Origin of the sequence: Thioalkalivibrio sp. ALJ21, assembly GCF_000378605.1 — a bacterium.
Classification (GTDB): Bacteria; Pseudomonadota; Gammaproteobacteria; order Ectothiorhodospirales; family Ectothiorhodospiraceae; genus Thioalkalivibrio.
The window spans coordinates 182,464-206,680 of the sequence record NZ_KB905157.1 but is presented as its reverse complement, the minus strand read 5'-3'; the positions used below and the strand labels follow the sequence as shown (position 1 = coordinate 206,680).

The following is a 24,217-nucleotide window of genomic DNA, read 5'->3' as shown; positions in this document are numbered from 1 at the left end:
TATACGCGTGTCCGCGTGTGCGGCACGGGACTAGCCCGCACCGCACGTCCAACTGATGCCCCAAACGACCCTGGATCAGCGCTCGAACGGGTCGCGCAGCACGAGCGTCTCGTCGCGATCCGGCCCAGTGGAGATCATGTCGATCGGGACCCCCACCACCTCGGACAGGCGCTCCAGATAGGCCCGCGCCGCAGCCGGCAGCTTTTCGTATTCGCGAATCCCCACGGTGGATTCCTGCCAGCCCGGCATCTCCTCGTAGATCGGCTTGCAGGCTGCATAGGCCTCGGCCCCGGACGGCGGTACCTCGTGGCGCGTGCCGCCACAGTCATAGCCGACACAGATCTGCACGCTCTCCAGCCCGTCCAGCACATCCAGCTTGGTCATGCACAGGCCGCTGATGCTGTTGATCGCGACCGCGCGCTTGAGTGCGACCGCGTCGAACCAGCCGCAGCGCCGGGCGCGCCCGGTGGTGGAACCGAACTCGTTGCCCCGGGTGGCCAGGTGCTCGCCCATGTTATCGAACAGCTCGGTCGGAAACGGGCCGGCCCCGACACGGGTGGTGTAGGCCTTGGTGATCCCCAGCACGTAGTCGATATCGCGCGGACCGACACCGGAGCCCGTCGAGGCGCCCCCGGCGGTGGTATTGGACGAGGTAACAAACGGATAGGTCCCGTGGTCGATGTCCAGCAGGGTGCCCTGTGCGCCCTCGAACATCACGTCCCGGCCCTGGGCCCGCAACTCGTGCAGCCTCCCGGCGACATCCGCGACCATCGGCTGCAGGCGCTCGGCGTGCCCCAGGCACTGTTCCAGCACCTCCTGCTGGTCGATCGTGGGGGCCTTGAAATAATGCTTCAATGCGAAGTTGTGGTAGTCCATCACCTCGCCCAGCTTGGCGGCCAGGCGCTCGCGGTGGAACAGGTCGTCCAGGCGCAGGCCGCGACGCGCGACCTTGTCCTCGTAGGCGGGGCCGATCCCGCGCCCGGTGGTCCCGATCGCAGCCTTGCCGCGCGCCTTCTCGCGCGCATGGTCCAGCGCCACGTGATAGGGCAGGATCAACTGGCAGGCGTCCGACAGCCGCAGGCGGTCGGCAACCGGCACGCCCTTGGCCTCGAGCTCTTCCATCTCGGTAATCAGCGCCTCGGGCGAAAGCACCACCCCGTTGCCGATCATGCATTCCACGCCTTCGCGCAGGATCCCCGACGGAATCAGGTGCAGCACGGTCTTCTCGCCATCAATCACCAGGGTATGCCCGGCATTGTGCCCACCCTGAAAACGGACAACAGCGGCTGCGTCCTCGGTCAGGCGGTCGACGATCTTGCCCTTGCCCTCGTCACCCCACTGACTGCCCAGTACGACTACGAAACGTCCCATCGGCTCAGTACTCCACTACCGTCCAGGCCCCGTCGCGCAGCTCCAGGCGCGCATCGGCGGGGGGTTCATTGGTTTGCCCTTCCAGATCGCGCACCACGCGATTACCGCGCGCACGCAGGTCGGCGATTGCGGCCTCCATGGCCACGTCACCCGAGGCCGGCGCGCGCACCGTACGACGCGGCACCGGCGGCGCCACCTCGGCACGGCGCAGCAACTCGCGCAGATCGGTGCTGAAGCCGGTCGCGGCGCGCGCGCGGCCAAAGACGCGACCAATATCGTTGTAGCGCCCGCCGCGTGCAATCGCCTGCCCCGAGCCTGGCACGAACACCGCGAACACCAGGCCCGTGTGATAGGCATAGCCGCGCAACTCGCCGAGATCAACGTGGAGGTCCACGTTCGGCTGTGTCGCCTCCAGACGCTCCGCCACCGCCTGCAGGTGATCCAGGGCCGCCGCCACCTCGGCCGGCGCACCGGCCAGGGCCTCGCGCGCGGCGGCGATGACGCCGGCGTCACCATTAAGATCCACCAGCGCGCGCAACCGCCCGCAGACGGCCGCATCCATGCCTTCCGCATGCCATGTTTCCAGGGTCTCCTCGATCTCGGGGACGCTCTTGCGCTGCAACTGGTCGAAGAAGGCCTCTTCGCGGGCGTTGTCGAGACCGGCCTCGCGCGCCAGCGCACGATAGATCCCCACATGCCCCAGGTCCATGCTGGGCTGGTAGACCCCGCAGACCTCCAGTGTGGCGAGCATCAGGCGGATGATTTCGAGATCGGAATCCAGGCCGTCATGGCCGAACAGCTCGGCCCCGGCCTGCAGCGGACTGCGCGACCCGGACCACTCGTCGGCACGCGTACGCAGCGTACTCCCGACATAGCAGAGGCGGTTGGGGCCCTCGACCTTCAGGCGGTGCGCATCGATGCGTGCCACCTGCGGGGTCAGGTCCGCGCGCACGCCCATCAGACGGCCGTTCATCTGGTCTGTCAGCTTGAAGGTCTGCAAATCCAGCGCATGGCCCGCGCCCACCAGCAAGGACTCCAGGTATTCCGCCAGCGGCGGCATTACCAGGTCATAGCCCCAGGTATCGAACTGGTCCAGCACCCGACGGCGCAGCCCCTCCAGGCGCCGCGCGGCATCCGGCAGCGCCTCGTCGAGGCCATCCGGCAGCAGCCAGCGGTTGATCTCGGTCATCTCGTCCCTGCCTCTTGTGTCGCGCGGTAGACAGCGGCGCCCGGCATGACTCGGGCCCGGAAGACCGGGCCCGAGTCAAACGGTCACCGCGCACCGGGCACCTGCGACGGCGCCCGGCCCCGGTGTTACTGGGTCGGCAGCGGCGCCGGCCGCTCCCCGCCCGGCGCGTTGAAGAACTGGAAGAACTCGGAGTTCGGCTCCAGGATAAAGGTGCTCTTCTCGCCGCTCATGCTGTTGCGGTAGGCGATCAGGCTCCGGTAGAAGCGGAAGAACTCCTCGTCCTCGCCAAACGAGCGGCCCAGCGTCTCGGTAGCACGCGCATCACCGGCACCCCGGATCTCCTCGGAGTCGCGATAGGCGTTCGCGAGGATAACCGTGCGGTCACGATCAGCGCGCGAGCGGATGCGCTCGGCCTCCTCCTGACCACGGGCCCGGAAGTCCTGCGCCACGCGCTCACGCTCGGCACGCATACGTTCGTACACCGACTCGGAGACCTCGTCCGGCAGGTCCATCCGGCGCACGCGCACGTCCACCAGATTGATCCCCAGCTCCAGCGCCGTCTCCAGCGCGGTTTGGCGTACCGCGCCCAGGATCTCGAGGCGCTCGCCGGCCACGACTTCCTGCAGTTCGTACCGCGCGAACTCGTTACGCATGCCGTCGCGCAGGATCTGTGCGAGGCGCTCCTCGGCCAGCCGTTCGTCACCGCGAGTCGAGCGGTAGAACTGGCCGACATCGTCGATCCGCCACTTGGCATAGAAGTCGACGATGATGTTCTTCGCCTCGGAGGTCAGGAACCGATCCGGCGGGATGTTCAGCGTCATGATCCGGGCGTCGAACTTCTCGACGTTCTGGATCAGCGGAAACTTGAAGTGCAGACCCGGCTCCGGGTCGACCTGGCGAATCTCGCCCAGGGCGAACTTGATCACGCGCTCGCGCTCGTCGACGGTGTAGGTCGACAGCGCCACCACGATCCCGATGACAACAACGGCGATACCGGCTATGCGTAGCATTAGCGCACCTCCCGCGAGCGCTGGGCCGCCGGATCACGGCTACCCAGTCGATTGACACCTGACCCAGTAGTGGCACCCAGGCCACCGCGGCTGGTATCGATGGGTTGCGGGGTCGGCGTATCACCCGAGTTGGACCGGGTACCGGTACCACGGAACAGCTGATCCAGCGGCAGCATCATCAGGTTGTTGCTGCTGCCCACGTCGAGCATGACCTTGCGCGAATCCTCGAGCACGGCCTCGACGGCCTCAAGATACAGACGGTCGCGGGTCACTTCCGGGTACTGCTGGTATTCCACCAGCAACTGGTCGAAGCGGGCGGCATCACCGTCGGCCTGCGCAATGACCTGATCGCGATAGGCCTCGGCCTCCTCGATGATACGGGCCGCCTGACCACGGGCCCGCGGGATCACCCCGTTGGCGTAGGCCTCGGCCTCGTTGCGGAAGCGGACCTCGTCCTCACGGGCACGGATCGCGTCGGCGAAGGCCTCCTGGACCGGCTCCGGCGGCTGGGCCTGCTGCATGGACACGGCGGTTACCGTAACCCCGGCCCCGTAGGCATCCAGGCTCTCCTGCATCACAACACGTGCCGAGGATGCAATCTCGCCACGGCCTTCACCGAGGATGAAGTCCAGGTTGGAACGACCCACGCGCTCGCGGATCGCGGATTCCATTACGTGATTCACGGTGGAGTCCGGATTGCGCACGTTAAAGAGAAAATCGACCAGATCGAGGATGCGGTACTGCACCGCGATATCGATATCGATGATGTTTTCGTCCCCGGTCAGCATCAGCGCGCGGTGCTCGATGGTTCGCACGTTGTCCACGTTGACGATCTCGATGCGCTCGATCGGATACGGCAGGTGCCAGCCGGGGCCCGGGTTCTTCACTTCCTGGAAGGCGCCGAAGCGCAGCACGACGCCGCGTTCGCCCTCGGAGATGATATGGAAGCCGGAGGCCAGCCAGACCACCAGAGCAATAATCAACCCGAGGCTGACCAGGGCCTGGGTACCACGACCCATGCCGCCACCGGAGGCCCCCCCGGAGCCACTGTCGCCACCACCGCCGAAGATTCCGTTCAGCTGGCGCGACAGCTTGCGCATCATTTCTTCCAGATCGGGGGGCTGGTTGCCCCCGCCACCACCGCTACCACCGCCGCCCCCACTCCAGGGGTCGCGGTTACTATTTCCCGGTTCGTTCCAGGGCATGGACTGGACTCCGTCACTCGCTCAGGGCTGGCACCATCCGTTCAGCCGACATGGATGGGCATAAGGGGCCACATTCTAGGGAGCCGACCCCACCCGGGCAACCACGTCCGGAGGGAAATACGGGTTACTCGCCGCTCTCGACGACAACAAACGCCTGGGCATAGTCACGCTCGTCACTGATGCTCAAGTGAATGGCGACCACCCCGAGGCGTTCGGCAGTCGCCCGCGCGCGGCCTTCCAGCACAAACTCGGGGCGCCCGCGGGCATCATGGGTCACCCCGGCCTCGGCCAGTCCCATGTCGGCCCCGACTCCGCATCCCAACGCCTTGGCAAGGGCCTCCTTGGCCGCAAAGCGCCGGGCGAGGAATCCCGCCGGGTGCTCCGACGGCAGATCGGCGCGCTCGACCGGATGCAGGATCCGCTCGGCCAGCCGCCGACCGTGGCGCTCCCACATGCCCTGCATGCGCGCCACCTGGACGAGGTCGGTGCCGATGCCGAGGATCATCTGACGATCACACCGGGTACTGGCCGACCGGCAGACCGGCGCGGGCGGCGTCCATCAGCCCGCGCATGTGGCTGACTGCCTCCGGCAACCCGGTAAACAGCGCCCGTGCCACGATGGAGTGGCCGATATTCAGCTCGTGGAAGACCGGATTCGCGGCGATCGGACGCACATTGTCGTAATCGAGCCCGTGACCGGCATTGATCACCAGCCCCATGGCCTGACCGGCAGCGGCGGCCTCGTTAATCCCGGCCAGCAAGCGTTCGCGCTCGGCCGCATCACGGGCATTGGCATAGGCGCCCGTATGCAGCTCCACCACCGGGGCGCCGATCTTGACCGCCGCCTCCAACTGGCGCACGTCCGGCTCCACGAACAGCGAGACCTCGATCCCGGCCGCGGTCAGCGGGGCCACAAAATCGCGCAACCGCTCGAGCTGCCCGGCCGCATCCAGTCCGCCCTCGGTGGTCAGCTCCTCGCGCTTCTCCGGCACGATGCAGCAGGCCTCGGGGAGCAGCTTCAGGGCGATCGCCTGCATGCCCTCGGTGGCGGCCATCTCGAGATTCATCGGCACCGTGAGTTTCGGCTTGATACCGAAGACATCGTCGTCCTGGATATGGCGGCGATCCTCGCGCAGGTGCAGGGTGATCGAGTCCGCGCCGCTGGCCTCGGCCAGGCGCACCGCCTGCATCAAGTCGGGATACGGCGTGTGGCGCGCCTGGCGGATCGTGGCGATGTGGTCGAGGTTGACCCCCAGCTTGAGCGGTGCGGGATGCGACATGGTACGAGTGGCCTTGTATGGGCTTGGATGCGTGTCAGGGCCGGGGCTACAGCAGCGCTCGCGTGCGCAGCGCGCGACCGGCCAGGTGATGGTCAATCAGGGCGCGCATGAAGTCACGCGCCGGGCGGGCATAATTATCGGGGACCGACTGCCCCGAAGCCAGCGCCGCCAGGGCCTCCCCGGCGATGGCGCCCGCGCGCCCCGGTGCCGTGGGCTCCAGCCCCATTTCGGGCTCGTACCGATACCAGACCGCCGGTTCAAGCTCGGCAACATCGACATGCTCGAGCCCGGAATCGATCGGCAACAGCAACGCCCACTCGGCGCGGCGCAACACTACGTCTGCCCGCTCCCGGGCCGCCAGCCGCGCGTAGGCCGTCAGCAGGGCCGGCAGCGCCTCGGGGATCGGGGCCTCGCGCGGATAGAGGCGCAATACCAGTTCGTTCAGGTACAAACCGCAAACCAGCGCCCGCCCGGTCAGCGGAAAGACCCGCTGCTGCTCCGCCACCTGCAGTGTGGGCAGCTCGCCTCGTCCGCGCCAGGCCAGATCCAGCAACACAAAGGGCTGTACCGACCCCGCCTTGCCACGTACCACCGCCGCCACACGCCCGGCCTCGCCCGTCAGCAGTTCCAGCACACGGCTGTTCTCGCGCAGCGCCCTGGCATGCAGCACCACACCCTGGGTGACAGCCGTCGCCGCGCCACTCATGCGCGCCGCAGGGCCTTCACCGGGGCTCTTCGATGCCCAGCTCGCGCAGGGCGCGCGGATTCCGGGTCCAGTCCGCTTCGACGCGCACCGTCAGGCGCAGCATGACCTTGCGGCCCAGCAGTTCTTCCAGTTGCAGGCGAGCCGCCTGTCCGATGCGTTTCAACCGCTGCCCGCCCTTGCCGATCACGATCCCCTTCTGGCTGTCGCGCTCGACCATGATCACCGCGTCGATGTGCGTCGTCCGCGGCTCGTCGGCCCACTGCTCCACGCGCACGGCCACCGAGTACGGGACCTCCTGCCCGAGGCTCTCGAGCAGGGATTCGCGGATCATCTCCTCGGCGCGGAAGCGCTCCGGGCGATCGGACAGCTGCTCGGGGTCGTAGAGGAAGGGCCCGGCGGGCAGATGGCCCCGGATCTCGTCGATCAGGCCCGCGACGTTGGAACCCGTCTTTGCCGACAGCGGGACAACACCCGCATACGGCATTGCCTCCATTCGCGCCGCGATAAACGGCAGCAGTTCTTCTTTTTCCCGCGCCCGATCGACTTTGTTGATCACCAGCAGCGCCGGGCACCCGGACTGGCGAATCAGCTGCTCGATGCGCTCGTCGCCCTCGCCAAAGCGTCCCGCCTCGACCAGGAAACACACCAGGTCCGCGTCGGCCAGGGCCTGACTGGCCGTGCGGTTCAGCACCCGGTTCACCAGACGCGTGCGCTCGGTATCAATCCCCGGAGTGTCCATCAGCACGATCTGGTCGTTGCCCTCGGTCACGATGCCGAGGATACGATTGCGCGTGGTGTGGGGACGCCGCGTAGTGGCTGCCAGCTTCTCGCCCACCAGACGGTTCATCAGCGTGGTCTTGCCGACATTCGGGCGGCCAACCAGCGCGACCATACCGCACCGCGTTCCGGACTCGGGGGCGCTGTCCATGCCGCTCACTGCTCCTGGGCCTGCTGCTGCAACCGCTGCAGCGCAGCCTCGGCCGCAGCCTGCTCCGCGCGGCGCCGAGAGGAGCCCTCGCCCTGCTGCCCCCAGCCCTGGGTAGGCAGATGCACGGAGACGGTGAAACGGCGCTGGTGATCGGGACCGACCACCTCCAGAACTTCGTAAACAGGCAGTTCCGCATTGCGGCCCTGCAGCTGTTCCTGCAACCGGGTCTTCGGGTCCTTCAGGGACTCGGCGGAGGGGAGATTCCCCAGGCGCTCGGCATATAGTGCGAGGGTGAAGTCGCGTGCAGCCTGCATGCCCGCCTCGCGGTAGGTCACGCCAATCAGGGCCTCGACTGCGTCGGCGAGGATGGAATCGCGCCGCTGGCCGCCGCTCTTGCGTTCGCCCTGACCGAGATTGAGCGTGCCTTCCAGTCCCGACTCGCGCGCCAGGGCCGCCAGCGACTCGCGGTTGACCAGCGCCGCGCGCAGACGCGTGAGATCCCCCTCTGGCGCGTCCGGCAGCTGCTCGTACAGGGCATCGGCGATAACCAGACCCAGGACCGCATCGCCCAGAAACTCCAGGCGCTCGTTGTTGCGCCCGCCGGCACTGCGATGGGTCAGGGCCTGGCGAACGCCATCGCCCTCGCGCACCACCTCCGGCAGCAGCTCGCGAAAGTCGCGACTCGATCGTTGAAGGTTACGTTCCGACAATCCCACAGTGTTTCTCTAGGGCGCCAGGGTTTCGCTACGGGAAAAACGCGCGACCACATCCACGTTCCCCAGGAACTCGCGGCGGACTTCGTATTCCAGATGCATCTGCCGGCGATCGCCCTCCTCGGTCACCGAGAAGTCTTCCTCCTCGATCCCGTCGTACACCGAGTTGATCTGGAAGCGGCGGTTCATCTCGCGCCACAGCTCGCGCTCGCTTTTCTCGGCCGCACCGGGCTGGGTCGCGACATCCTGCATGATCGAGCGCACCGTCAGATACTGGGTGTACTGAGTGCCCATCTTGATCACGAAGGTCCCGACCAGCAGCGCCAGCAGGATCAACGCCATCACCGTCAGGGCACCCGCCCCGCGCATGGAATGTCTGGAATGCCGCATCGCCCTATCCCCTGGTTGCCTGCGCCCGCGAAATGGACCTAACGAATTGCCTGGCCAATCCGGGAAAAGTCCCTGTGCCCTTCATTGTAATCCCAATGCAGCCAGATAAAGAGGGCACGCCCCACCAGCAGGTCCTCGGAGACAAAACCCCAGGTCCGGCTGTCGTTCGAGTTGTCGCGATTGTCTCCGACCATGAAGTAGTGGCCGTCGGGGACCGTCACCGAGCCATCCAGGCTTGGGCGTTCCTCGCGCATCAGCGTCGTGTAGGTGCGTCCGTCGAGGGTTTCCTCGTACAGCGAGGCCCCCGACATGACTTCCCCGGAGCCCTCACCCTCGAAGGTGCCCACACGCTCGGCCGACTGTGCCTCGCCGTTGACGTACAGCACACGATCACGGAACTCGATGGTATCGCCCGGCAGACCGATCACCCGCTTGATGTAGTCCTCTTGCGGATTGCGCGGGTACTTGAACACCACGACCTCGCCACGCTCGGGCTCACCCATATCAAAGACCTTGGTGCGTGTGACCGGCAGGCGAATCCCGTAGGAGAACTTGTTCACCATGATGAAGTCCCCCACCAGCAGGGTCGGCATCATGGAGCCCGACGGGATACGGAACGGCTCGGCCACGAACGAGCGCAGCACCAGTACGATCAGCAGCACCGGAAAGAACGAGCGCGAATAGTCCACGAACCACGGCATGCGCGCCTGGCGCTCGGGGCTCAGCCGCCGCCGCAGGAGCACCCAGCCCAGCCAGATCAGGCCCGTTGCGGCCGTGGCCAGTACCAGGATCAGTTCCAGATTCGCCATGTATTGTCCTCGATCACCGCCTTGCGGCGTGCCCGCTCCGACCCGGGCGCGTTATTTGTCGTCGCCGACCGACAGTACTGCCAGGAAGGCCTCCTGCGGCACATCGACCTTGCCAATCGACTTCATGCGTTTCTTGCCCGCCTTCTGCTTCTCCAGCAGCTTGCGCTTGCGCGAGACGTCGCCGCCGTAGCACTTGGCCAGCACGTTCTTGCGCATCGCCTTGACCGTGGAGCGCGCGATAATCTTCGAGCCGATCGCCGCCTGGATCGCCACCTCGTACATCTGCCGCGGGATGATCTTGGCCATGCGCTCGGTCAGCTCGCGACCGCGCGACTCCGCATGGTCACGATGCACGATCCCGGACAGGGCATCCACCCGCTCGCCGTTGATCAGGATATCCACGCGCACCAGTGGCGCCGCCTGGAAGCGCCGCGGCTGGTAGTCGAACGAGGCGTAGCCACGGGTTGCGGACTTCAGCCGGTCGAAGAAATCCAGCATCACCTCGGACATCGGCAGCTCGTAGGACAGCTGCACCTGACGCCCCAGGTACTGCATCTTGGTCTGCACCCCGCGCTTTTCGATGCACAGGGTGATCACCGCGCCGACGTAGTCCTGTGGCACGAGGATGTTCGCCTCGATGATCGGCTCGCGAATCTCGGCAATCTCGTTGCTCGGCGGCAGCCCGGAGGGGTTGTGCACCATCACCACCTCGCCGTCGCTCTTTTCCACCTCGTAGACCACCGTGGGCGCGGTGGTAATCAGGTCGAGGTCGTACTCGCGCTCCAGGCGCTCCTGCACGATCTCCATGTGCAGCATGCCGAGGAAGCCGCAGCGAAAGCCGAAGCCCAGCGCCTGCGAGGTCTCCGGCTCGAAGGACAGCGCGGCATCGTTCAGGCGCAGCTTGTCCAGCGCATCACGCAGGTCGTTGAAGTCATCCGCGCTGACCGGGAACAGTCCGGCGAACACCCGCGGCTGGACCTCCTGGAAGCCCGGCACCGGTTCCGAGGCCGGGTTGTTGAAGTCGGTGAAGGTGTCGCCCACCTTGGCCCCGGAGATGTCCTTGATAGTCGCGATCAGGTAGCCGACCTCGCCCACCTCCAGGGTCTCGCGGTCCACCGGCTTGGGCGTGAACACCCCGACCCGACTGACCTCGTGGGCACGCCCAACCGACATCGCCTTGATCTTCTGCCCCGCGTAGAAGCGCCCGGCCTTCACCCGCACCAGCGCGACTACGCCCAGGTAGTTGTCGTACCAGGAGTCGATCACCAGCGCCTTGGGCGCGGCCTCGGCGTCCCCCTCCGGCGGCGGGATGCGGCGCACGATCTCCTCCAGCAGCTCGGCGATGCCCTCGCCGGTCTTGGCGGAGACCCGCACGGCGTCGGTGGCCTCGATGCCGATCACGTCCTCGATCTCGGCCGCCACGCGGTCGGGTTCGGCCGCCGGCAGGTCGATCTTGTTCAGCACCGGGACGACCTCGAGCCCCTGGTCGATCGCGGTGTAGCAGTTGGCCACACTCTGCGCCTCCACACCCTGGGAGGCATCGACCACCAGCAGTGCGCCCTCGCAGGCATACAGCGAACGCGACACCTCGTAGGAAAAATCCACATGCCCCGGGGTATCGATGAAATTCAGCTGGTAACGCTGGCCGTCCTGGGCGTCGTAGAACAGCGAGACGCTCTGTGCCTTGATGGTGATCCCGCGCTCGCGCTCCAGGTCCATCGAGTCCAGCACCTGCTCGGACATCTCGCGCTCGGTCAGGCCATGGCAGCCCTGAATCAGGCGGTCGGCCAGCGTGGACTTGCCGTGGTCGATATGCGCGATGATGGAAAAATTACGGGTGAGGCGAGTTTCGGTCATGCAGGGGCCAGTAGGTCCAGCAGTGCCTTTCGGTCGAGGAAATGGCAGCAAAGAATGTCGCCGTCGACCGCAAGCACCGGGACCTTCGCGTTGAAACGCGCGCGCAGGTCCGGGTCCTCGTCGATGTCGACGACCTCGAGGGCGAAAGTATAACGACTTTTGAGGGCCGAAAGCTCCGCGAGCATCTGCTCGCAAAGCCCGCAGCCCTCGCGGTGATACAGCGTCAGGGTCCGCATCATGATCGCCGCCGCCGCCCGGGCGCACAGCGCCCGGGTCCGGGCAGGACCATCATTCGGACGGGATGCGCAGGGCGATAAAGGTCGGGTTGCCGTCGCGCTGAATCAGGACCGGCACCGTGCGTCCGCTACCGGCGGCCTCGATCTGCTCTTCCAGCTCCTCCAGCGAGTCCACCGAGTGGCGACCGAACTGCACGATCACGTCACCCGGGCGAATGCCGGAGGAACGCGCCGGGTTGCCGGTCACCTCCGTAACCACGAGCCCGCCGTCGAGGCCCAGCTCCTCGGCCTGGGCCGCGTCCAGCGGCTCCAGGTGCATCCCGAGCAGGCTTTGCGGCTCGGCACGCTCTCCCTGCTCCGGCTGGGGACCGCCGCGCTCCGCCGCGATATCGTCCGGCAGGCGTTCGATCTCGACCGTCAGGGTCCTGGTCTCCTCGCCGCGACGAATCTCCACCTCGGCCTCGGTACCGACCGGTGTACGTCCCACGATCGGCGGCAGCGCGGAGGAGTTCGGGACCTCGATCCCATTGAACTTGAGGATCACATCCCCCGTCTCGAAGCCGGCCTTCTCCGCCGGGCTGTCCGACTGCACGCGGGCGACCAGGGCGCCGCTGGGCTTGTCCATGCCAAACGACTCGGCCAGATCACGGGTCACCTCCTGGATCAGCACGCCCAGCCAGCCTCGCGTGACCTCGCCGTGCTCGCGCAGCTGCTTGACGACATCCTCGACCATCTCGATCGGGACAGCGAACGACAGCCCCATGAAGCCACCGGTGCGGCTGTAGATCTGGGCATTAATCCCCACGACCTTGCCGTCCAGATTCAGCAGCGGGCCACCCGAATTCCCGGGGTTGATCGCGACATCGGTCTGGATGAACGGGACGTAATTCTCGGTCGGGAGGTTGCGCCCCTTGGCGCTGACGATCCCGGCCGTCACGGAGTGGTCAAAGCCAAACGGCGAGCCGATCGCCAGCACCCACTCGCCGACCTTGAGGTCGTCCGAGGAGCCCAGCTCCAGCGTCGGCAGGTCATCGGCATCGATCTTCAGCAGGGCCACGTCGCTTTGCGGGTCCTTGCCGACCACTTCGGCATCGAACACACGCCGGTCGGAGAGATGCACGACAACCTCGGAGGCCCCCTCCACGACGTGGTTCGCCGTGATGATGTAGCCGTCCTCGGTGTAGATAAAGCCGGACCCCAGCGAGCTGCGCTCGGGCATCCGTCCCTGCCCCCCCTCGCCGCCCGGGGGCGAACCGAAGAAGCGTTCGAACAGGTCCTCGAACGGAGAGCCCTCGAAATCGGGGTGTCCGCCCGTCTGACCACCCTCGCGCTCACGCGTGGTGGAAATATTGACCACCGCGGGGCTGTGCTCCTCCGCCAGCGGAACAAAGTCCGGCAGCATGCGCGCCGAGGCCGGCAGGGAGAAGGCAAACAGGATCAGCCCCAGCAGGGCCCATTGCATCGGTCGCGTCATGATTGAAGCCGCTCTTGCTCGTGCGTTCATGCTCTAGAAAATTCGTACCGGGACAAGTTCCCGGCGATTGCCTGCATTATTCGATCGGACGCGGACGGCCCTGCGCCCGGACCACCCCCGCACCCGTCTCGCGCCGCAGGAATACCGGCGCCAGATCCGGCGCGCGGTGGCGCATCCAGTACCGCACCCCGCCGAGCCCCAGCACAAAACCCGCCGCACCGGCCAGCATCAGCCAGCCCTCGCCCAGCAGCGGCCAGGCCAGCATCAGCAGCCCCGGCACGGCAACCAGGCCCAGCAGAGGCAGCAGGTACATCGCCAGCGCCCCCGAGACCAGGGCCTGATCGCGAATCCCGATGATCACGCGATCGCCGGCACGGAGCTGACCCGGGTGACCAATGGTCACCTCCACAGCCTTTCGCCCCAGCACCTCGGACAGCACACCGCTACCGCAGCCGGTGCGGGCCGAACAGCTTCCGCAGGTGGACTGGCGCTCGATGCGCACGCGCGCGCTGTGCGCCTCGGCCGAGAGCACGACACCCTGTTCCTCGATCCAGTGTCCCACGGGTCTTACTCGCCCGCGGCGCCCTGGTAATAGACCGCGTCCAGCACCTGCTGGACCGTAATATGGGGCACATCGCCGACCGCCGTGACCTGATGCCCGGCCATCACCCGCGCCGCGGCATGCGTGGCGCCGGCACGGGTCGTACCCTCGAAACTCTTCTCGCCATCCGCCGGCTCTACATAGACCGACACCGACGCCAGGCCATCACTCAGCACGAAGTGGCGCGAGACCTCGTCCCCATTACCCAGCGAGCGCTCCGTGGCGGCGACTGCCTGAAAGCCAGGGGGGAGTTCACCAAACTTCCAGCCACCCAGGCCGTTGTCGTCGTCCCACTGGGGCTTCTTGTGGCCGCGATCGGCGCGCACCTCGATGTGCTCGGCCTGATCGGTCGTCGGCTCGAGTTCGCTCTCGGCGATCTCGTCGCTCAACTCCAGATCGGTGAAGGCAAGCCGCTCCAGCAGCTTGCCCTTGGGGTCGTACAGCTCGCTCAGGAGCGGCAGGGCACTGTCCATATGGAGACAGTAGCGATGGCTGTAGCGCAGGGCATCCCGCGCGCGCGCCAGAATCAGGGTGCAGGGGTAACCGGCCACGCGGTCCAGTCCCTGGATATCCAGGGCATAGAGGTCGTGTTCTTCCAGCAGGGAAACGGGCGCACCGGCAGGCCCCAGCGGCGACTGCGCACCATCGCCCGACGCGCCGCGCGCGCCCTTGATCGCGCTCAGGCGGTCCACCGATCGAAGGATCTCGCGTTCGGCGCCAGTCAGGGTCTCCAGGCGCTCGCGATAGCCACCATCCTCGGCGACATGCACCACACGAATGGTGTCGATGCGGTCATCGCGCTGCAACACGAAGGTGCCCTGGTAGCTCTCCGCATGCAGGCTTGTCGTCATGCGCTCGAGCCATTCCGACGGCGAGGCCTCGTCCGCGAGGACCTGTGCCGGAAGGCAGAGCGCGGTTGCGGCCAGAACGAGCGGCAGCCCACGCCACATGACGTATTACTCGTCGCTGACCGAGTAGCGTACGCGTCCCAGGGCCGAGGAGCCCGGACCGGTCAGTTCGGCATGGTTCTCGAGGTAGCGGGCAAACCGCGGATCCAGGGAGTCGCCACCCTCCGTCTGTGCCGAGTCATCGGCACCGGCGCGGGAGCTGGCCGTCTGCACGTCACCCGTAGCCGCCGGGGTACCGCTTTCCACGGCCACCGGGGTCGCATCCTGACCGGGTTGATCCCCCAGCATCTGCATGCCCACCAGCGTGACCATCGCCACGGCCGCGGCCACTCCGGTGCCGGCGACGGGCTTCAGCCAGCGCGGCGACTCGCGTCGGGGTACACCCTGCAGGACGGGTTCGTCCGCCAGGGCCGTGCGGATATCATCCATGAAATGTGCGGGGGCGGTGTTGCGCAGCCCGCCGCGGAGACTGTCGCCGATCAGGTGATAGCGTTCCCACTGGTTGCGGTCCTCTTCGGACTTGACCAGTTCGTCGATCAGGCGCCGCGTCTCGAAGTCATCCGTTTCTCCGTCTACGAGGGCGGATAGACGTTCATTCTTGGTGACTTGTTCTTTCATGGTGCTTCTCGTCATTCTTCGTCTAACAAAGGACGCAAGGTCCGGTCGATGGCCTCGCGGGCCCTGAAGATGCGCGACCGTACGGTACCGATCGGACATCCCATCGTCTGCGCGATTTCTTCGTAACTCAGTCCCTCGATTTCGCGCAGCGTAATCGCCATGCGAAGGTCGTCGGGCAGTTTCTCGATGGTGCGCTGCACCGCGCCTTCTATCTCCTCGGACAAGAGCTCCCCCTCCGGGGTTGCATTGTCCTTGAGAGCGGAATCACCGCTCATCTGTTCCGCGTCCTGTGCGTCGACTTCGGCCTCCGGCCGCCGCCGTCCCTGGGAAACCAGGTAGTTCTTGGCCGTATTGATGGCGATGCGGTAGAGCCAGGTGTAGAACGCACTCTCGCCGCGAAAGTTCGCCAGCCCCCGGTACGCCTTGATAAAGGCCTCCTGGGACACATCCAGGGCGGCAGCCTGATCATGCACATAGCGCCCGACCAGATTGATGATCTTGTGCTGATACTTCAGCACCAGGATGTCGAAAGCCGCCTTGTCGCCGTTTTGTACGCGTTTGACCAGGGCCTCGTCGGAAGCCTTCTCGCTCATGCGGGGGCTCCCGCCAGGGCACCGGTCTCCGGTAATCTATGATGCATGGACCGCCTGACTCGCATTAAGTTCGCTTTCCGCACAACACTGTTGCGAAAGGGCCACGATTTGCTCGGGCAACAAGCGCAGCACGTTACCTGAGCCATGGGAACAGTACAACAACCTCGCCTGGCCGACGTACTGGTCATCGGTAGCGGCGCGGCGGGGCTCTCCGCCGCCCTGCATCTGGCCCCCCATCGCCGCGTAACCGTGATCAGCAAAGGCCCGGTGGACGAGGGCTCGACCCGCTATGCCCAGGGCGGCATCTCCGCCGTTCTCGACCGCGCCGACTCGTTCGATGCCCATATCGCCGACACCCTGGATGCGGGGGCCGGCCTGTGCGACCCGGACGCCGTACGCCGCACCGTGGCCGCCGGCCCCGAGGCGATCCAGTGGCTGCTGAACCTCGGCGTGCCGTTCACGCGTGAGGCCCTGGAGGGGCGCAGCCGCCTGCACCTGACCCGCGAGGGGGGGCACAGCGCCCGACGCGTCGCCCATGCCGCCGACGCCACGGGCCGCGCGATCGAGGATGCGCTTGTAAAGAGCGCCTCCGGGCAGGCCAGCATCGAGGTCTTCGAGCGCCACGTGGCGGTGGACCTGATCACCCAGCCCGTGGATGGCACCCGGCGCGTGGTCGGCGCCTATGTGCAGGACGCCAAGACCCGCGAAGTGGAGACCATCCTCGCCCCGACCGTGATCCTGGCGACCGGCGGCGCGAGCAAGGTCTATCTGTACAGCTCCAACCCCGATGGCGCCACCGGCGACGGGATCGCAATGGCCTGGCGTGCCGGCTGCCGCATCGCGAACATGGAGTTCATGCAGTTCCACCCGACCTGCCTGTTCCACCCGCGCGCCAAGTCGTTCCTGATCTCCGAGGCGGTGCGTGGCGAGGGCGGTCTGCTGCTGCTCCCCGACGGAGAACGCTTCATGCCGCGCTTCGACGAGCGCGCGGAACTGGCCCCGCGCGACATCGTCGCCCGCGCGGTCGACCACGAGATGAAACGCCTCGGCCTGGATCATGTGAACCTGGACATCAGTCACAAACCGGCAGAGTTCATCCGCGAGCACTTCCCGACGATCCACGAGCGCTGCCTGGAGTTCGGCTTCGACATGACTCGCGAACCGCTGCCGGTGGTGCCGGCCGCGCACTACACCTGTGGCGGGGTGATGGTGAACCACTTTGGCCAGACCGACCTGCCGGGCCTGTACGCGGCCGGCGAGGTCTCCTATACCGGCCTGCACGGGGCCAACCGCATGGCCAGCAATTCCTTGCTGGAGTGCCTGGTCTATGCCCGCGCGGCCGCCGAGCACATCCTGTCGCAGACCGATCTGCCCGCGCCGGAGCAGCTCGCGGTACCACCCGCCTGGGACGAGTCACGGGTCACGGAATCCGAGGAAGAGGTCGTGGTCGCCCACGACTGGGACGAACTGCGACGCCTGATGTGGGACTACGTCGGCATTGTGCGCACCCGCGAGCGCCTGCATCGCGCCGAGCGCCGCATCCGCATTCTGCAGGAAGAAATCCACGAGTATTACAGCCACTTCCGTATCTCGCCGGACCTGCTCGAGCTGCGCAACCTGGCCATGGTCGCGGAGATCATCGTAACCAGCGCTCTGTCCCGCAAGGAAAGCCGCGGGCTGCACTTTATCCGCGACTACCCCGAGACCGACCCGGCCCTGGACGGGCAGCCGACGATCCTGGCACCGGACAACGCCCTGCGCCCGGGCGACCGCCGCCGGCCGTAAGCTGCTCCTCCGTCATTGCGAGGAGCATCGCGACGAAACAATCGGTATCCGCAAGCCAGCGAACCCCAAAGCGACGTCAGCTTCGGGCGGTTGCCGCGTCGCCTGCGGCTCCTCGCAATAACGGAGGCAAGCGCGGCGGCGCTACCACCACTTCTCGTACTTGAGCTGGACCTCGGGGATCCCCCACTCGGCCAGCAACGCCGCCATGTCCTCGATGAACTCGCGCGAACCGCAGAAGTAGAACAGGGCGTCGCGCGGCAGGTTCAGGGACTCGAGGAGCTCGTGGCTGATGCGCCCGGTGTGGCCCAGCCAGTCCTCGGCCTCGCGCGTCACTGTCAGCGTTACGTCGATGTTCTCGGCCTTGGCCAGGTGCGCCAGCTCGTCGGGGAACAGCATCTCGTCCTGGTGAGCGACGCTGTAGACGAGATGGGCGTAAACGTCCGGCATGCCGTCATTGACCGCACGCAGGATGCTGAACAGTGGCGTAACCCCGATCCCCGCGCCCAGCAGCACGACGTTCCGTGCCATACCCGGCTCGAAGAAGAAGCTGCCCTGGCCGGGGGTGATATAGACCGTATCCCCCTCGCGCGCGGTGGTGTGCAGGTAATGCGTGGCGTGATGGTGATCGGCATACTTGATCGCGAGCTGCAGCCGCCCGTCATCACGCGGCGCGGAGACCACCGAATACCCCCCGACAAAGGGCTTGCCAGCGGGCTGCGGGATCACCAGGTCCAGCCACTGCCCGGCCTTGCTGGAAAAGCGCGCCGGGTCGGCCGACAGGGTAAAGACCTTGATCAGCGGTGTGACCTGTTCGATGGCCTCGATCCGGGCCGGCATGAAGTGTTCGGGCAGTTCAACGGCGTGTGTCATTCGGGGTCCGTGTTGTTGTCGCGTTCACGCCGCCGGGCCTCCTGGTAAAGGGCCTCCTGGGCGTCGAAATCCAGTTCTTCAAGGGCCTGCCCCTGCGCGCGGGCCAGGGCCTCCATGGTACGAAAGCGCGCCTCGAACTTGCGCGTGGTCCCGCGCAGCGCACCCTCCGGCTCCACCCCCAGATGACGCGCCCAGTTGGTCACGGCAAACAGCAGATCGCCGATCTCCTCGGCCACACGCTCGGGATCGGCGTCGCCGGCCAACTCCTCGCGGACCTCGTCCAGTTCCTCGTGGATCTTCTCCAGCACCGGGGCCGGATCGTCCCAGTCGAAGCCCAGCCGGGCGGCGCGGCGCTGGGTCTTGGCGGCACGGGCCAGGGCCGGCATCGCCAGCGGGATATCGTCCATCGCGCTGTGGTGGTCGCGCGCGGCGCGCTCCTCGGCCTTGGCCGACTCCCAGGCCGCCTCGCGGGCGGCATCGTCCGAGTATTCGGCATCGGCGAAAACATGCGGGTGGCGCCGCACCAGCTTGTCGCCGATCGCACGGGCGATGTCATCGAGGTCAAAGCGCCCCGCCTCCTCCGCGATCCGCGCCTGGAAGACCACCTGAAAGAGAAGATCGCCCAGTTCGTCGCGCAGCTCGCGACTAGCCGCCTCGCGGCCATCGTCGCGAGCGATCGCATCGGCCAGCTCGAAGGCCTCCTCCAGCGTGTGAGGCACGATGGTCTGGGCAGTCTGCGCCCGGTCCCAGGCACAGCCCTGCTCGGGATCACGCAGGCGCGCCATGATCGCGCGCAGGCGCTCCACGGGATTGGTATTCCTCATGAGGGTGGAGTCTAAGGGGTCCGGTGGGCAGGCAAAACCGCCCACCACACCCCGGTGCCAGTGTCAGGGCCGTGCAATCGGCCCCGCCACCCTCGGTCAGCCCTGCTGATCCGGCTCGCAGAGGCGCTTTTTCTCGTCCGGCAGGTTGTCCGGGCAGATCCCGCAGCCCTCGTTGCCGGGCAGCGCCCAGTCGATCTTCTTCGGATACGGCAGGTCCATCTCCTCCATGATCTTGATGAACTCGGCCTCGGGCTTGTTCTTGCCCAGGCGCGGGTTGCGCATCTTCTCCTGCCCGATGGTGGTGATCTGACGCTCCTCGTAGTCGTGGCACGGATACACCAGCGTCTCGTCCGGCAGGGTGAAGAACTTGTCGTGGATCGACCGGTACAGGGTCTTGGCGTCACCCGACTGGAAATCGGTGCGGCCGCAGGCCTCGATCAGCAGGGCATCGCCCGAGAACAGCATCTTCAGGCCGACGTGATCCATCAGGTAGGCGTGATGGGTATCGGTATGCCCTGGCGTAAACAGCGGGTTAATCACCAGATTCCCCACCTGGAAGGGCTCGCCCTCGCGCAGGTCGACGTCACGGCAGGGCAGCTCGTCCAGCGCCGGGCCGGCCAGCTGGCAGCCCGTCCGCTCGCGCAGCATCTTGCCGCCGGTGATGTGGTCGGCGTGGATGTGCGTCTCGATCGCGTAGTCGAGGCTCAGCCCCATCTCCTGCAACACACGCAGGTCGCGGTCCACGGTCTCGATGACCGGATCGATCAGTGCGGTCTTGCCCGTATCCGGGCAGCTCAACAGATAGGTGTAGGTGGACGATTCATCCTCGAACAGCTGCTTGAAAATCATGCGGTGTCCTCCGTGGCCACAAGGGCCGGTCCATTGGGGTACATGGTTCGATGCTAACCGGCGGCCGGTTCACGCACCAACCGGGCACATGTGGCGTGCGCCATTGTTCCGATTCGGAACCTCGCGGCGACCACGAGTTCCCGCGCCCTGCCCGCCCCACCCTTCTGTCGTGACACGCCACTGGCTATCATGCGGCCTCTGCCGACATACACATCGACATCAAGGACTCACCATGGAAGCCAATCAAGTGGCCGAACTCATCCGCGCCGGCCTGCCGGAGGCCGAGAAGGTCGAAGTGACCGGGGGCGAAGGCAAGTTCGAGGCCCTGGTCGTCAGCCCGCAGTTCGCCGGGATGAACAAGGTCAAGAAGCACCAGACCGTCTACGCGACGGTGCGCGACCAGATCGACTCCGGCGAGGTCCATGCGCTGTCCATCCGCGCCCTGACGCCGGAAGAAGCCGCGGGCGCCTAGCACGCAATGCTCTCGCCCAAGGGCCGCGAGGAGATTGAACGCCTGCTGGAGGGCGGCCTGGTTCACGACTGGGGCGAGGCCGAGACGACCCTGCGCAATGTCACGCGCATGCTGCTGACCACGCGCCCGGACCTGCTCCGGCTGTATTTCAGCCCCGCGGCCTGGGAACAAATCACTGCCTGGCCGCAGAAAAAGGCCGCCAACGCAATCATCGCCGCATTGCGCACCGGCGTGGTCGACGCCCTCGGGCGACCGGCCATCGCGAACCGCGAGCAGGCCCGCTTCTACCTCCTGTGCTTTCAGGACGACCTTGCCGAACGGGTGGATGACTGGTGCCGCGAGCACCCGGAGGAATGCCCGCGCCGCAGCCGCGCCCAGACCCAGGCCCTGCCCGGCAACTCCGACCCATGACCTCAACCGTTCTCGAATGCGGCGATGCCACCATCGAAACCCCGCTACGCGACCTGCTCGAACGCTACGGGCTACAACTGGTAATGCATCCGCCCGGTGCCGCACTGCCCGGGACCTGGTGGGGCGAGCCCGAGGCCGGGATCATCGGGCTGGCCGTGCATGTGCGCCCGGACACCCCGCTGCACTCGGCTCTGCACGAGGCCGCACACCTGATCTGCATGGAACCCGAGCGCCGCGCGACTCTGCACACCAATGCCGGCGGCGATGATCTGGAGGAATGCGGGGTGTGCTATCTGCAGATCCTGCTCGCCGATGCCCTGCCCGGAGTGGGTCGCGAACGCCTGATGCGGGACATGGACACCTGGGGCTACAGCTTCCGCCTGGGATCAACCGCACGCTGGTTTGACGAGGACGCCGACGATGCGCGGGCCTTCCTGCGTGTCGAAGGCCTGGTTGACTCGCACGAGCGCCCCTCCTTCGCCTGTCGCGGGGGCCTTGAACCAGCACGGGATGCTACACTGAGATCCACGTCACAAGACGCGACTCCCCCGCAAAATACCCGGCAAGATCCATTGCGGTGATTGCGCGGCCGGGCACAGCGATCCGGGGAGACACGAACCCACTGGCGCCCCGCCCGGACCAGGGAATGATCGAAACACAGGCAACGGAATCGCTCATGGACACGACGACCATCGACAGTCTGCTCCAGGAAATGGACCTCACCGCACACCTGTCGGAGTCCGCCCGTGCGGAACTGGCCCAGGCATGCGCCAGCCCGGAGCTGCCCGCCGGCAAGCGCCTGCGTCCGCAGGACGTCGCGGACCGGCACCTGTTTCTGCTGAGCGGGCAACTGGTACGCGTCAGCGGCGGCACCCCTTCGCGCATTACCGTGGACGATGGCGACGGCGAGCCACCACTACAGATGTTCGACGGCGGGGCCGGCCAGCACGATTTCATCATCACCGAAAAGCCCTGCCGCATGCTGGAGGTGCCCACAGGGGCGCTGGAGCAGGCCCACAGTGCCTCGCTGGTGATGCACGACACCGAACTCGATGACACGGAAGGCGCCTTTTTCGGCGAACTGTACGACCTGATCACCAGCAATCGCCTGGAGTTGCCAACCATGCCCGAGGTCGCCCTGCGCATCCAGGAGCTGACCAAGGACCCAGACGCGGACATCGACAAGCTGACCGATGTCATCCAGCGCGACGGGACCATCGCCGGGGCCCTGCTGCACGCCACGAACAGCCCACTGTTCCGCGGTGCGCAACAGATCCAGTCGGTACGTGACGCGGTGACGCGTCTGGGCTTTCGCAATACCCGCATGCTGGCCATGAACATGGCCATGCGGCAGGCCTTCAAGGCGCGCCACGCCACCACGCGTGAAGCCATGGAGGCGGTCTGGCAACACGGGGTCCTGCAATCGGCCTATGCCTATCTCGTGGCCGACTCCCTGAAGCTGCTGGACCGTGAGCGCGCATTGCTCGCCGGCCTGGTGGCCGGCATCGGGGCCGTCCCGATCATCCAGTTCATCGAGGTACGCGAGGATCACCCGGAGCCCGAGCGTGTCGCCCGTCTGATTCGCCGCCTGCGCAATCTGGCCGGCGTGCTGGTTATCAACTACTGGGATCTGGGTGGAGACCTGGTCAACGTCGCAGAACACAGCAGCGACTGGGGCTACCGGCCGGCGGAGCCCGACTATGCCAGTATCGCGCTGGTCGCCCAGTACGCCGCGCTGCAGGCCGAGGGCAAGGAACTGCCGCCCCCGTCCGAGGTCAAGGCTTTCGAACTCCTGGGCATCGATGCCCCCGCTCCCGGGGAACCGATCGCATTCCTGGAGGCCCGATCCGCCGACCTGGCGGAATTGCAAAAACTCTTTGACATGTAGAGGCGCTGGTGCTCGAGGAACGTCTTCCACAACTGGTCCCGTTCGCCGACCTCGGCGAGCGCGCGCACCACAAACTCCTCCAGCACGCCAGCACCCTGGATATCAAGCCCGGTCTGAAACTGCATGCGCGTGACGAATGGCGCCATCTGATCTTTCTACTTGAAGGCCGGGTAATCCTGTCTGACGACGGCCAGTCGGTCATCCTCAAGGGCGGCAGCCCGGAATCCCTGAACCCGCTGTTCAATGAACGCGACTACCACAGCCACGCGATCGCGGCGAGTAGCGGGCGTATCGCCCTGTTCGACCGCAAGGTCTACGAGAACCTGATCGACGGTGCACGCGAAGGCGTAGAGGTCAGCGAGATCGAGCTGTCCGACCTCGAAGGGGAGCTGTTCACCAGCATCTACACCCGCGCCTTCTCCGGCGAACTGCAACTGCCGCAGTTGCCGGAAGTGGCGCTGCACCTGCAGGCGGCACTGAAGGACCCGGACGTCGATATCGAGCGGGTCACCCGCATCATCGAGGAAGACCCCAGTGTCGCCGCGCGCCTGCTGTCGGTGGCCAACAGCCCGGCCATGGGGAGTCAGCGCGAGGTCTCGCGGCTGGCCGATGCGGTCTCCCGCCTCGGCCTGGAACGGACCCGCCAACTGGTGATGGCGCTCGCCGCACACCAGGTCTTCATCCAGCGCGACAGCCCCTACCACGGCCTGCTGGAACGCCTGTGGCGCCGTTCGGCCCGAATCGCGGCGATCAGCTGCGTGCTGGCTGACCAGAGCGAGGCAGTCGACCCCCAAAAGGCCCTGCTGGCCGGCCTGCTGCATCGCGTCGGCGCATTACCCATCATTGGCGAGGTCGCCCGCAGCCACCCCGACCGCAGTGCCGAGGATATCGAACGCATCCTCTATCGCCTGGAAGGCCTGATCGGCGAACTGGTTGCCCAACAATGGGGTCTGGCATCCGATATCATGGAGGCCATTCGCGAATCCGGCGGTCCGGAAACGGCCACGGCAGCACCGCTGACGGACATCGTGCGCATCGCTCGCAGCGCCTGCACGCGCGACGGCGACGATGCCCTGGCGGACCGCACGCCACTCGCCGAGTTAAACGCCGTGACCCGATTCGGCTTCGTGCTCGACAACGACGGGCAGCTGCCCGCAATCGACACGGCCCGCCGCGAAATCGACGCGCTGATCCGCGAGGTCGCCTGACCCCGATCGCGCTGCTATCACC

Annotated in this window: 27 protein-coding genes; 6 read left to right on the top strand and 21 right to left on the bottom strand. The window is 66.5% G+C overall.

Translation table 11 applies throughout. The features are described from left to right. Positions 1 to 75: 75 nt before the first annotated feature. From F579_RS0112350 to rpoE, 18 genes are all read right to left on the bottom strand, one after another. Positions 76 to 1,371: an adenylosuccinate synthase gene (locus tag F579_RS0112350; RefSeq protein ID WP_019024983.1), complete on the bottom strand. Its 1,296-nt coding sequence runs from the start codon at positions 1,369 to 1,371 to the stop codon at positions 76 to 78. Positions 1,372 to 1,375: 4 nt separating this feature from the next. Continuing rightward, the gene (locus F579_RS0112345) at positions 1,376 to 2,560 is read right to left on the bottom strand and encodes an ATP phosphoribosyltransferase regulatory subunit (protein WP_019024982.1); all 1,185 of its coding nucleotides are present in this window, start codon (positions 2,558 to 2,560) and stop codon (positions 1,376 to 1,378) included. Positions 2,561 to 2,685: 125 nt separating this feature from the next. Further along, on the bottom strand, positions 2,686 to 3,570 hold the full coding sequence (gene hflC, locus F579_RS0112340) for a protease modulator HflC (protein WP_019024981.1): 885 nt from the start codon (positions 3,568 to 3,570) through the stop codon (positions 2,686 to 2,688). Then, positions 3,570 to 4,775, bottom strand: coding sequence for an FtsH protease activity modulator HflK (gene hflK / locus F579_RS0112335; RefSeq protein WP_038029920.1), 1,206 nt, complete (start codon positions 4,773 to 4,775; stop codon positions 3,570 to 3,572). Before hflK ends, hflC begins: the two co-directional genes overlap by 1 nt. 124 nt (positions 4,776 to 4,899) lie before the next feature. Beyond that, positions 4,900 to 5,280 carry a holo-ACP synthase gene (gene acpS / locus F579_RS0112330; protein ID WP_019024979.1) on the bottom strand — a complete coding sequence of 127 codons (381 nt, stop codon included), beginning with the start codon at positions 5,278 to 5,280 and terminating at the stop codon, positions 4,900 to 4,902. A gap of 7 nt (positions 5,281 to 5,287) precedes the next feature. After that, complete coding sequence (locus tag F579_RS0112325) at positions 5,288 to 6,055, bottom strand: pyridoxine 5'-phosphate synthase (RefSeq protein WP_019024978.1); 768 nt, start codon at positions 6,053 to 6,055, stop codon at positions 5,288 to 5,290. Between the two features lie 46 nt (positions 6,056 to 6,101). Beyond that, on the bottom strand, positions 6,102 to 6,761 hold the full coding sequence (locus tag F579_RS0112320) for a DNA repair protein RecO (protein ID WP_019024977.1): 660 nt from the start codon (positions 6,759 to 6,761) through the stop codon (positions 6,102 to 6,104). A gap of 16 nt (positions 6,762 to 6,777) precedes the next feature. After that, positions 6,778 to 7,653, bottom strand: a complete 876-nt coding sequence (gene era, locus F579_RS0112315; RefSeq protein ID WP_019024976.1) for a GTPase Era — start codon at positions 7,651 to 7,653, stop codon at positions 6,778 to 6,780. Between the two features lie 41 nt (positions 7,654 to 7,694). Then, complete coding sequence (rnc, locus tag F579_RS0112310; RefSeq protein ID WP_019024975.1) at positions 7,695 to 8,399, bottom strand: ribonuclease III; 705 nt, start codon at positions 8,397 to 8,399, stop codon at positions 7,695 to 7,697. Between the two features lie 15 nt (positions 8,400 to 8,414). Next, positions 8,415 to 8,771: a DUF4845 domain-containing protein gene (locus F579_RS0112305; protein ID WP_019024974.1), complete on the bottom strand. Its 357-nt coding sequence runs from the start codon at positions 8,769 to 8,771 to the stop codon at positions 8,415 to 8,417. Positions 8,772 to 8,830: 59 nt separating this feature from the next. Next, positions 8,831 to 9,601 (bottom strand): signal peptidase I, encoded by a 771-nt coding sequence (gene lepB / locus F579_RS0112300; protein WP_019024973.1) that lies wholly within the window; start codon positions 9,599 to 9,601, stop codon positions 8,831 to 8,833. Between the two features lie 51 nt (positions 9,602 to 9,652). Next, positions 9,653 to 11,458 (bottom strand): translation elongation factor 4, encoded by a 1,806-nt coding sequence (gene lepA / locus F579_RS0112295; RefSeq protein ID WP_019024972.1) that lies wholly within the window; start codon positions 11,456 to 11,458, stop codon positions 9,653 to 9,655. Next, positions 11,455 to 11,694, bottom strand: a complete 240-nt coding sequence (locus F579_RS0112290) for a glutaredoxin family protein (protein WP_026301101.1) — start codon at positions 11,692 to 11,694, stop codon at positions 11,455 to 11,457. Before F579_RS0112290 ends, lepA begins: the two co-directional genes overlap by 4 nt. A gap of 52 nt (positions 11,695 to 11,746) precedes the next feature. Next, positions 11,747 to 13,156 (bottom strand): DegQ family serine endoprotease, encoded by a 1,410-nt coding sequence (locus F579_RS0112285; RefSeq protein WP_019024970.1) that lies wholly within the window; start codon positions 13,154 to 13,156, stop codon positions 11,747 to 11,749. Positions 13,157 to 13,244: 88 nt separating this feature from the next. Continuing rightward, on the bottom strand, positions 13,245 to 13,730 hold the full coding sequence (locus F579_RS0112280; protein ID WP_019024969.1) for a SoxR reducing system RseC family protein: 486 nt from the start codon (positions 13,728 to 13,730) through the stop codon (positions 13,245 to 13,247). A 5-nt stretch (positions 13,731 to 13,735) separates the two neighbouring features. Then, positions 13,736 to 14,719: a MucB/RseB C-terminal domain-containing protein gene (locus F579_RS0112275; protein ID WP_019024968.1), complete on the bottom strand. Its 984-nt coding sequence runs from the start codon at positions 14,717 to 14,719 to the stop codon at positions 13,736 to 13,738. A 6-nt stretch (positions 14,720 to 14,725) separates the two neighbouring features. After that, positions 14,726 to 15,295 (bottom strand): sigma-E factor negative regulatory protein, encoded by a 570-nt coding sequence (locus tag F579_RS0112270; RefSeq protein ID WP_012983321.1) that lies wholly within the window; start codon positions 15,293 to 15,295, stop codon positions 14,726 to 14,728. Between the two features lie 11 nt (positions 15,296 to 15,306). Then, complete coding sequence (gene rpoE / locus F579_RS0112265; RefSeq protein ID WP_019024967.1) at positions 15,307 to 15,888, bottom strand: RNA polymerase sigma factor RpoE; 582 nt, start codon at positions 15,886 to 15,888, stop codon at positions 15,307 to 15,309. A 144-nt stretch (positions 15,889 to 16,032) separates the two neighbouring features. Between rpoE and nadB the strand changes: the two genes are divergently transcribed. After that, on the top strand, positions 16,033 to 17,673 hold the full coding sequence (gene nadB, locus F579_RS0112260) for an L-aspartate oxidase (RefSeq protein WP_019024966.1): 1,641 nt from the start codon (positions 16,033 to 16,035) through the stop codon (positions 17,671 to 17,673). A 141-nt stretch (positions 17,674 to 17,814) separates the two neighbouring features. Here the strand turns inward: nadB and F579_RS0112255 are convergent, their stop codons facing one another. The 3 genes from F579_RS0112255 to F579_RS0112245 all read right to left on the bottom strand — a co-directional run bounded on the left by F579_RS0112255 (position 17,815) and on the right by F579_RS0112245 (position 20,216). Further along, on the bottom strand, positions 17,815 to 18,543 hold the full coding sequence (locus tag F579_RS0112255) for a ferredoxin--NADP reductase (protein ID WP_019024965.1): 729 nt from the start codon (positions 18,541 to 18,543) through the stop codon (positions 17,815 to 17,817). Continuing rightward, positions 18,540 to 19,367, bottom strand: coding sequence for a nucleoside triphosphate pyrophosphohydrolase (gene mazG / locus F579_RS0112250; protein ID WP_026301100.1), 828 nt, complete (start codon positions 19,365 to 19,367; stop codon positions 18,540 to 18,542). Before mazG ends, F579_RS0112255 begins: the two co-directional genes overlap by 4 nt. Before the next feature lie 96 nt (positions 19,368 to 19,463). Then, the gene (locus tag F579_RS0112245) at positions 19,464 to 20,216 is read right to left on the bottom strand and encodes an MBL fold metallo-hydrolase (RefSeq protein ID WP_012983326.1); all 753 of its coding nucleotides are present in this window, start codon (positions 20,214 to 20,216) and stop codon (positions 19,464 to 19,466) included. Between the two features lie 232 nt (positions 20,217 to 20,448). Between F579_RS0112245 and F579_RS0112240 the strand changes: the two genes are divergently transcribed. The 5 genes from F579_RS0112240 to F579_RS0112220 all read left to right on the top strand — a co-directional run bounded on the left by F579_RS0112240 (position 20,449) and on the right by F579_RS0112220 (position 24,195). After that, complete coding sequence (locus F579_RS0112240; protein ID WP_017925704.1) at positions 20,449 to 20,688, top strand: BolA family protein; 240 nt, start codon at positions 20,449 to 20,451, stop codon at positions 20,686 to 20,688. 6 nt (positions 20,689 to 20,694) lie between these two features. After that, a complete protein-coding gene (locus F579_RS0112235; protein WP_019024963.1) occupies positions 20,695 to 21,099 on the top strand; it encodes a hypothetical protein in 405 nt (134 codons plus the stop codon). Further along, the gene (locus F579_RS0112230) at positions 21,096 to 21,680 is read left to right on the top strand and encodes a hypothetical protein (protein WP_019024962.1); all 585 of its coding nucleotides are present in this window, start codon (positions 21,096 to 21,098) and stop codon (positions 21,678 to 21,680) included. Before F579_RS0112235 ends, F579_RS0112230 begins: the two co-directional genes overlap by 4 nt. Before the next feature lie 95 nt (positions 21,681 to 21,775). Continuing rightward, entirely contained in the window at positions 21,776 to 22,987 is a 1,212-nt protein-coding gene (locus F579_RS0112225) for an HDOD domain-containing protein (RefSeq protein WP_026301099.1), read from the top strand. A gap of 8 nt (positions 22,988 to 22,995) precedes the next feature. After that, entirely contained in the window at positions 22,996 to 24,195 is a 1,200-nt protein-coding gene (locus tag F579_RS0112220) for an HDOD domain-containing protein (RefSeq protein WP_019024960.1), read from the top strand. Positions 24,196 to 24,217: the final 22 nt, after the last annotated feature.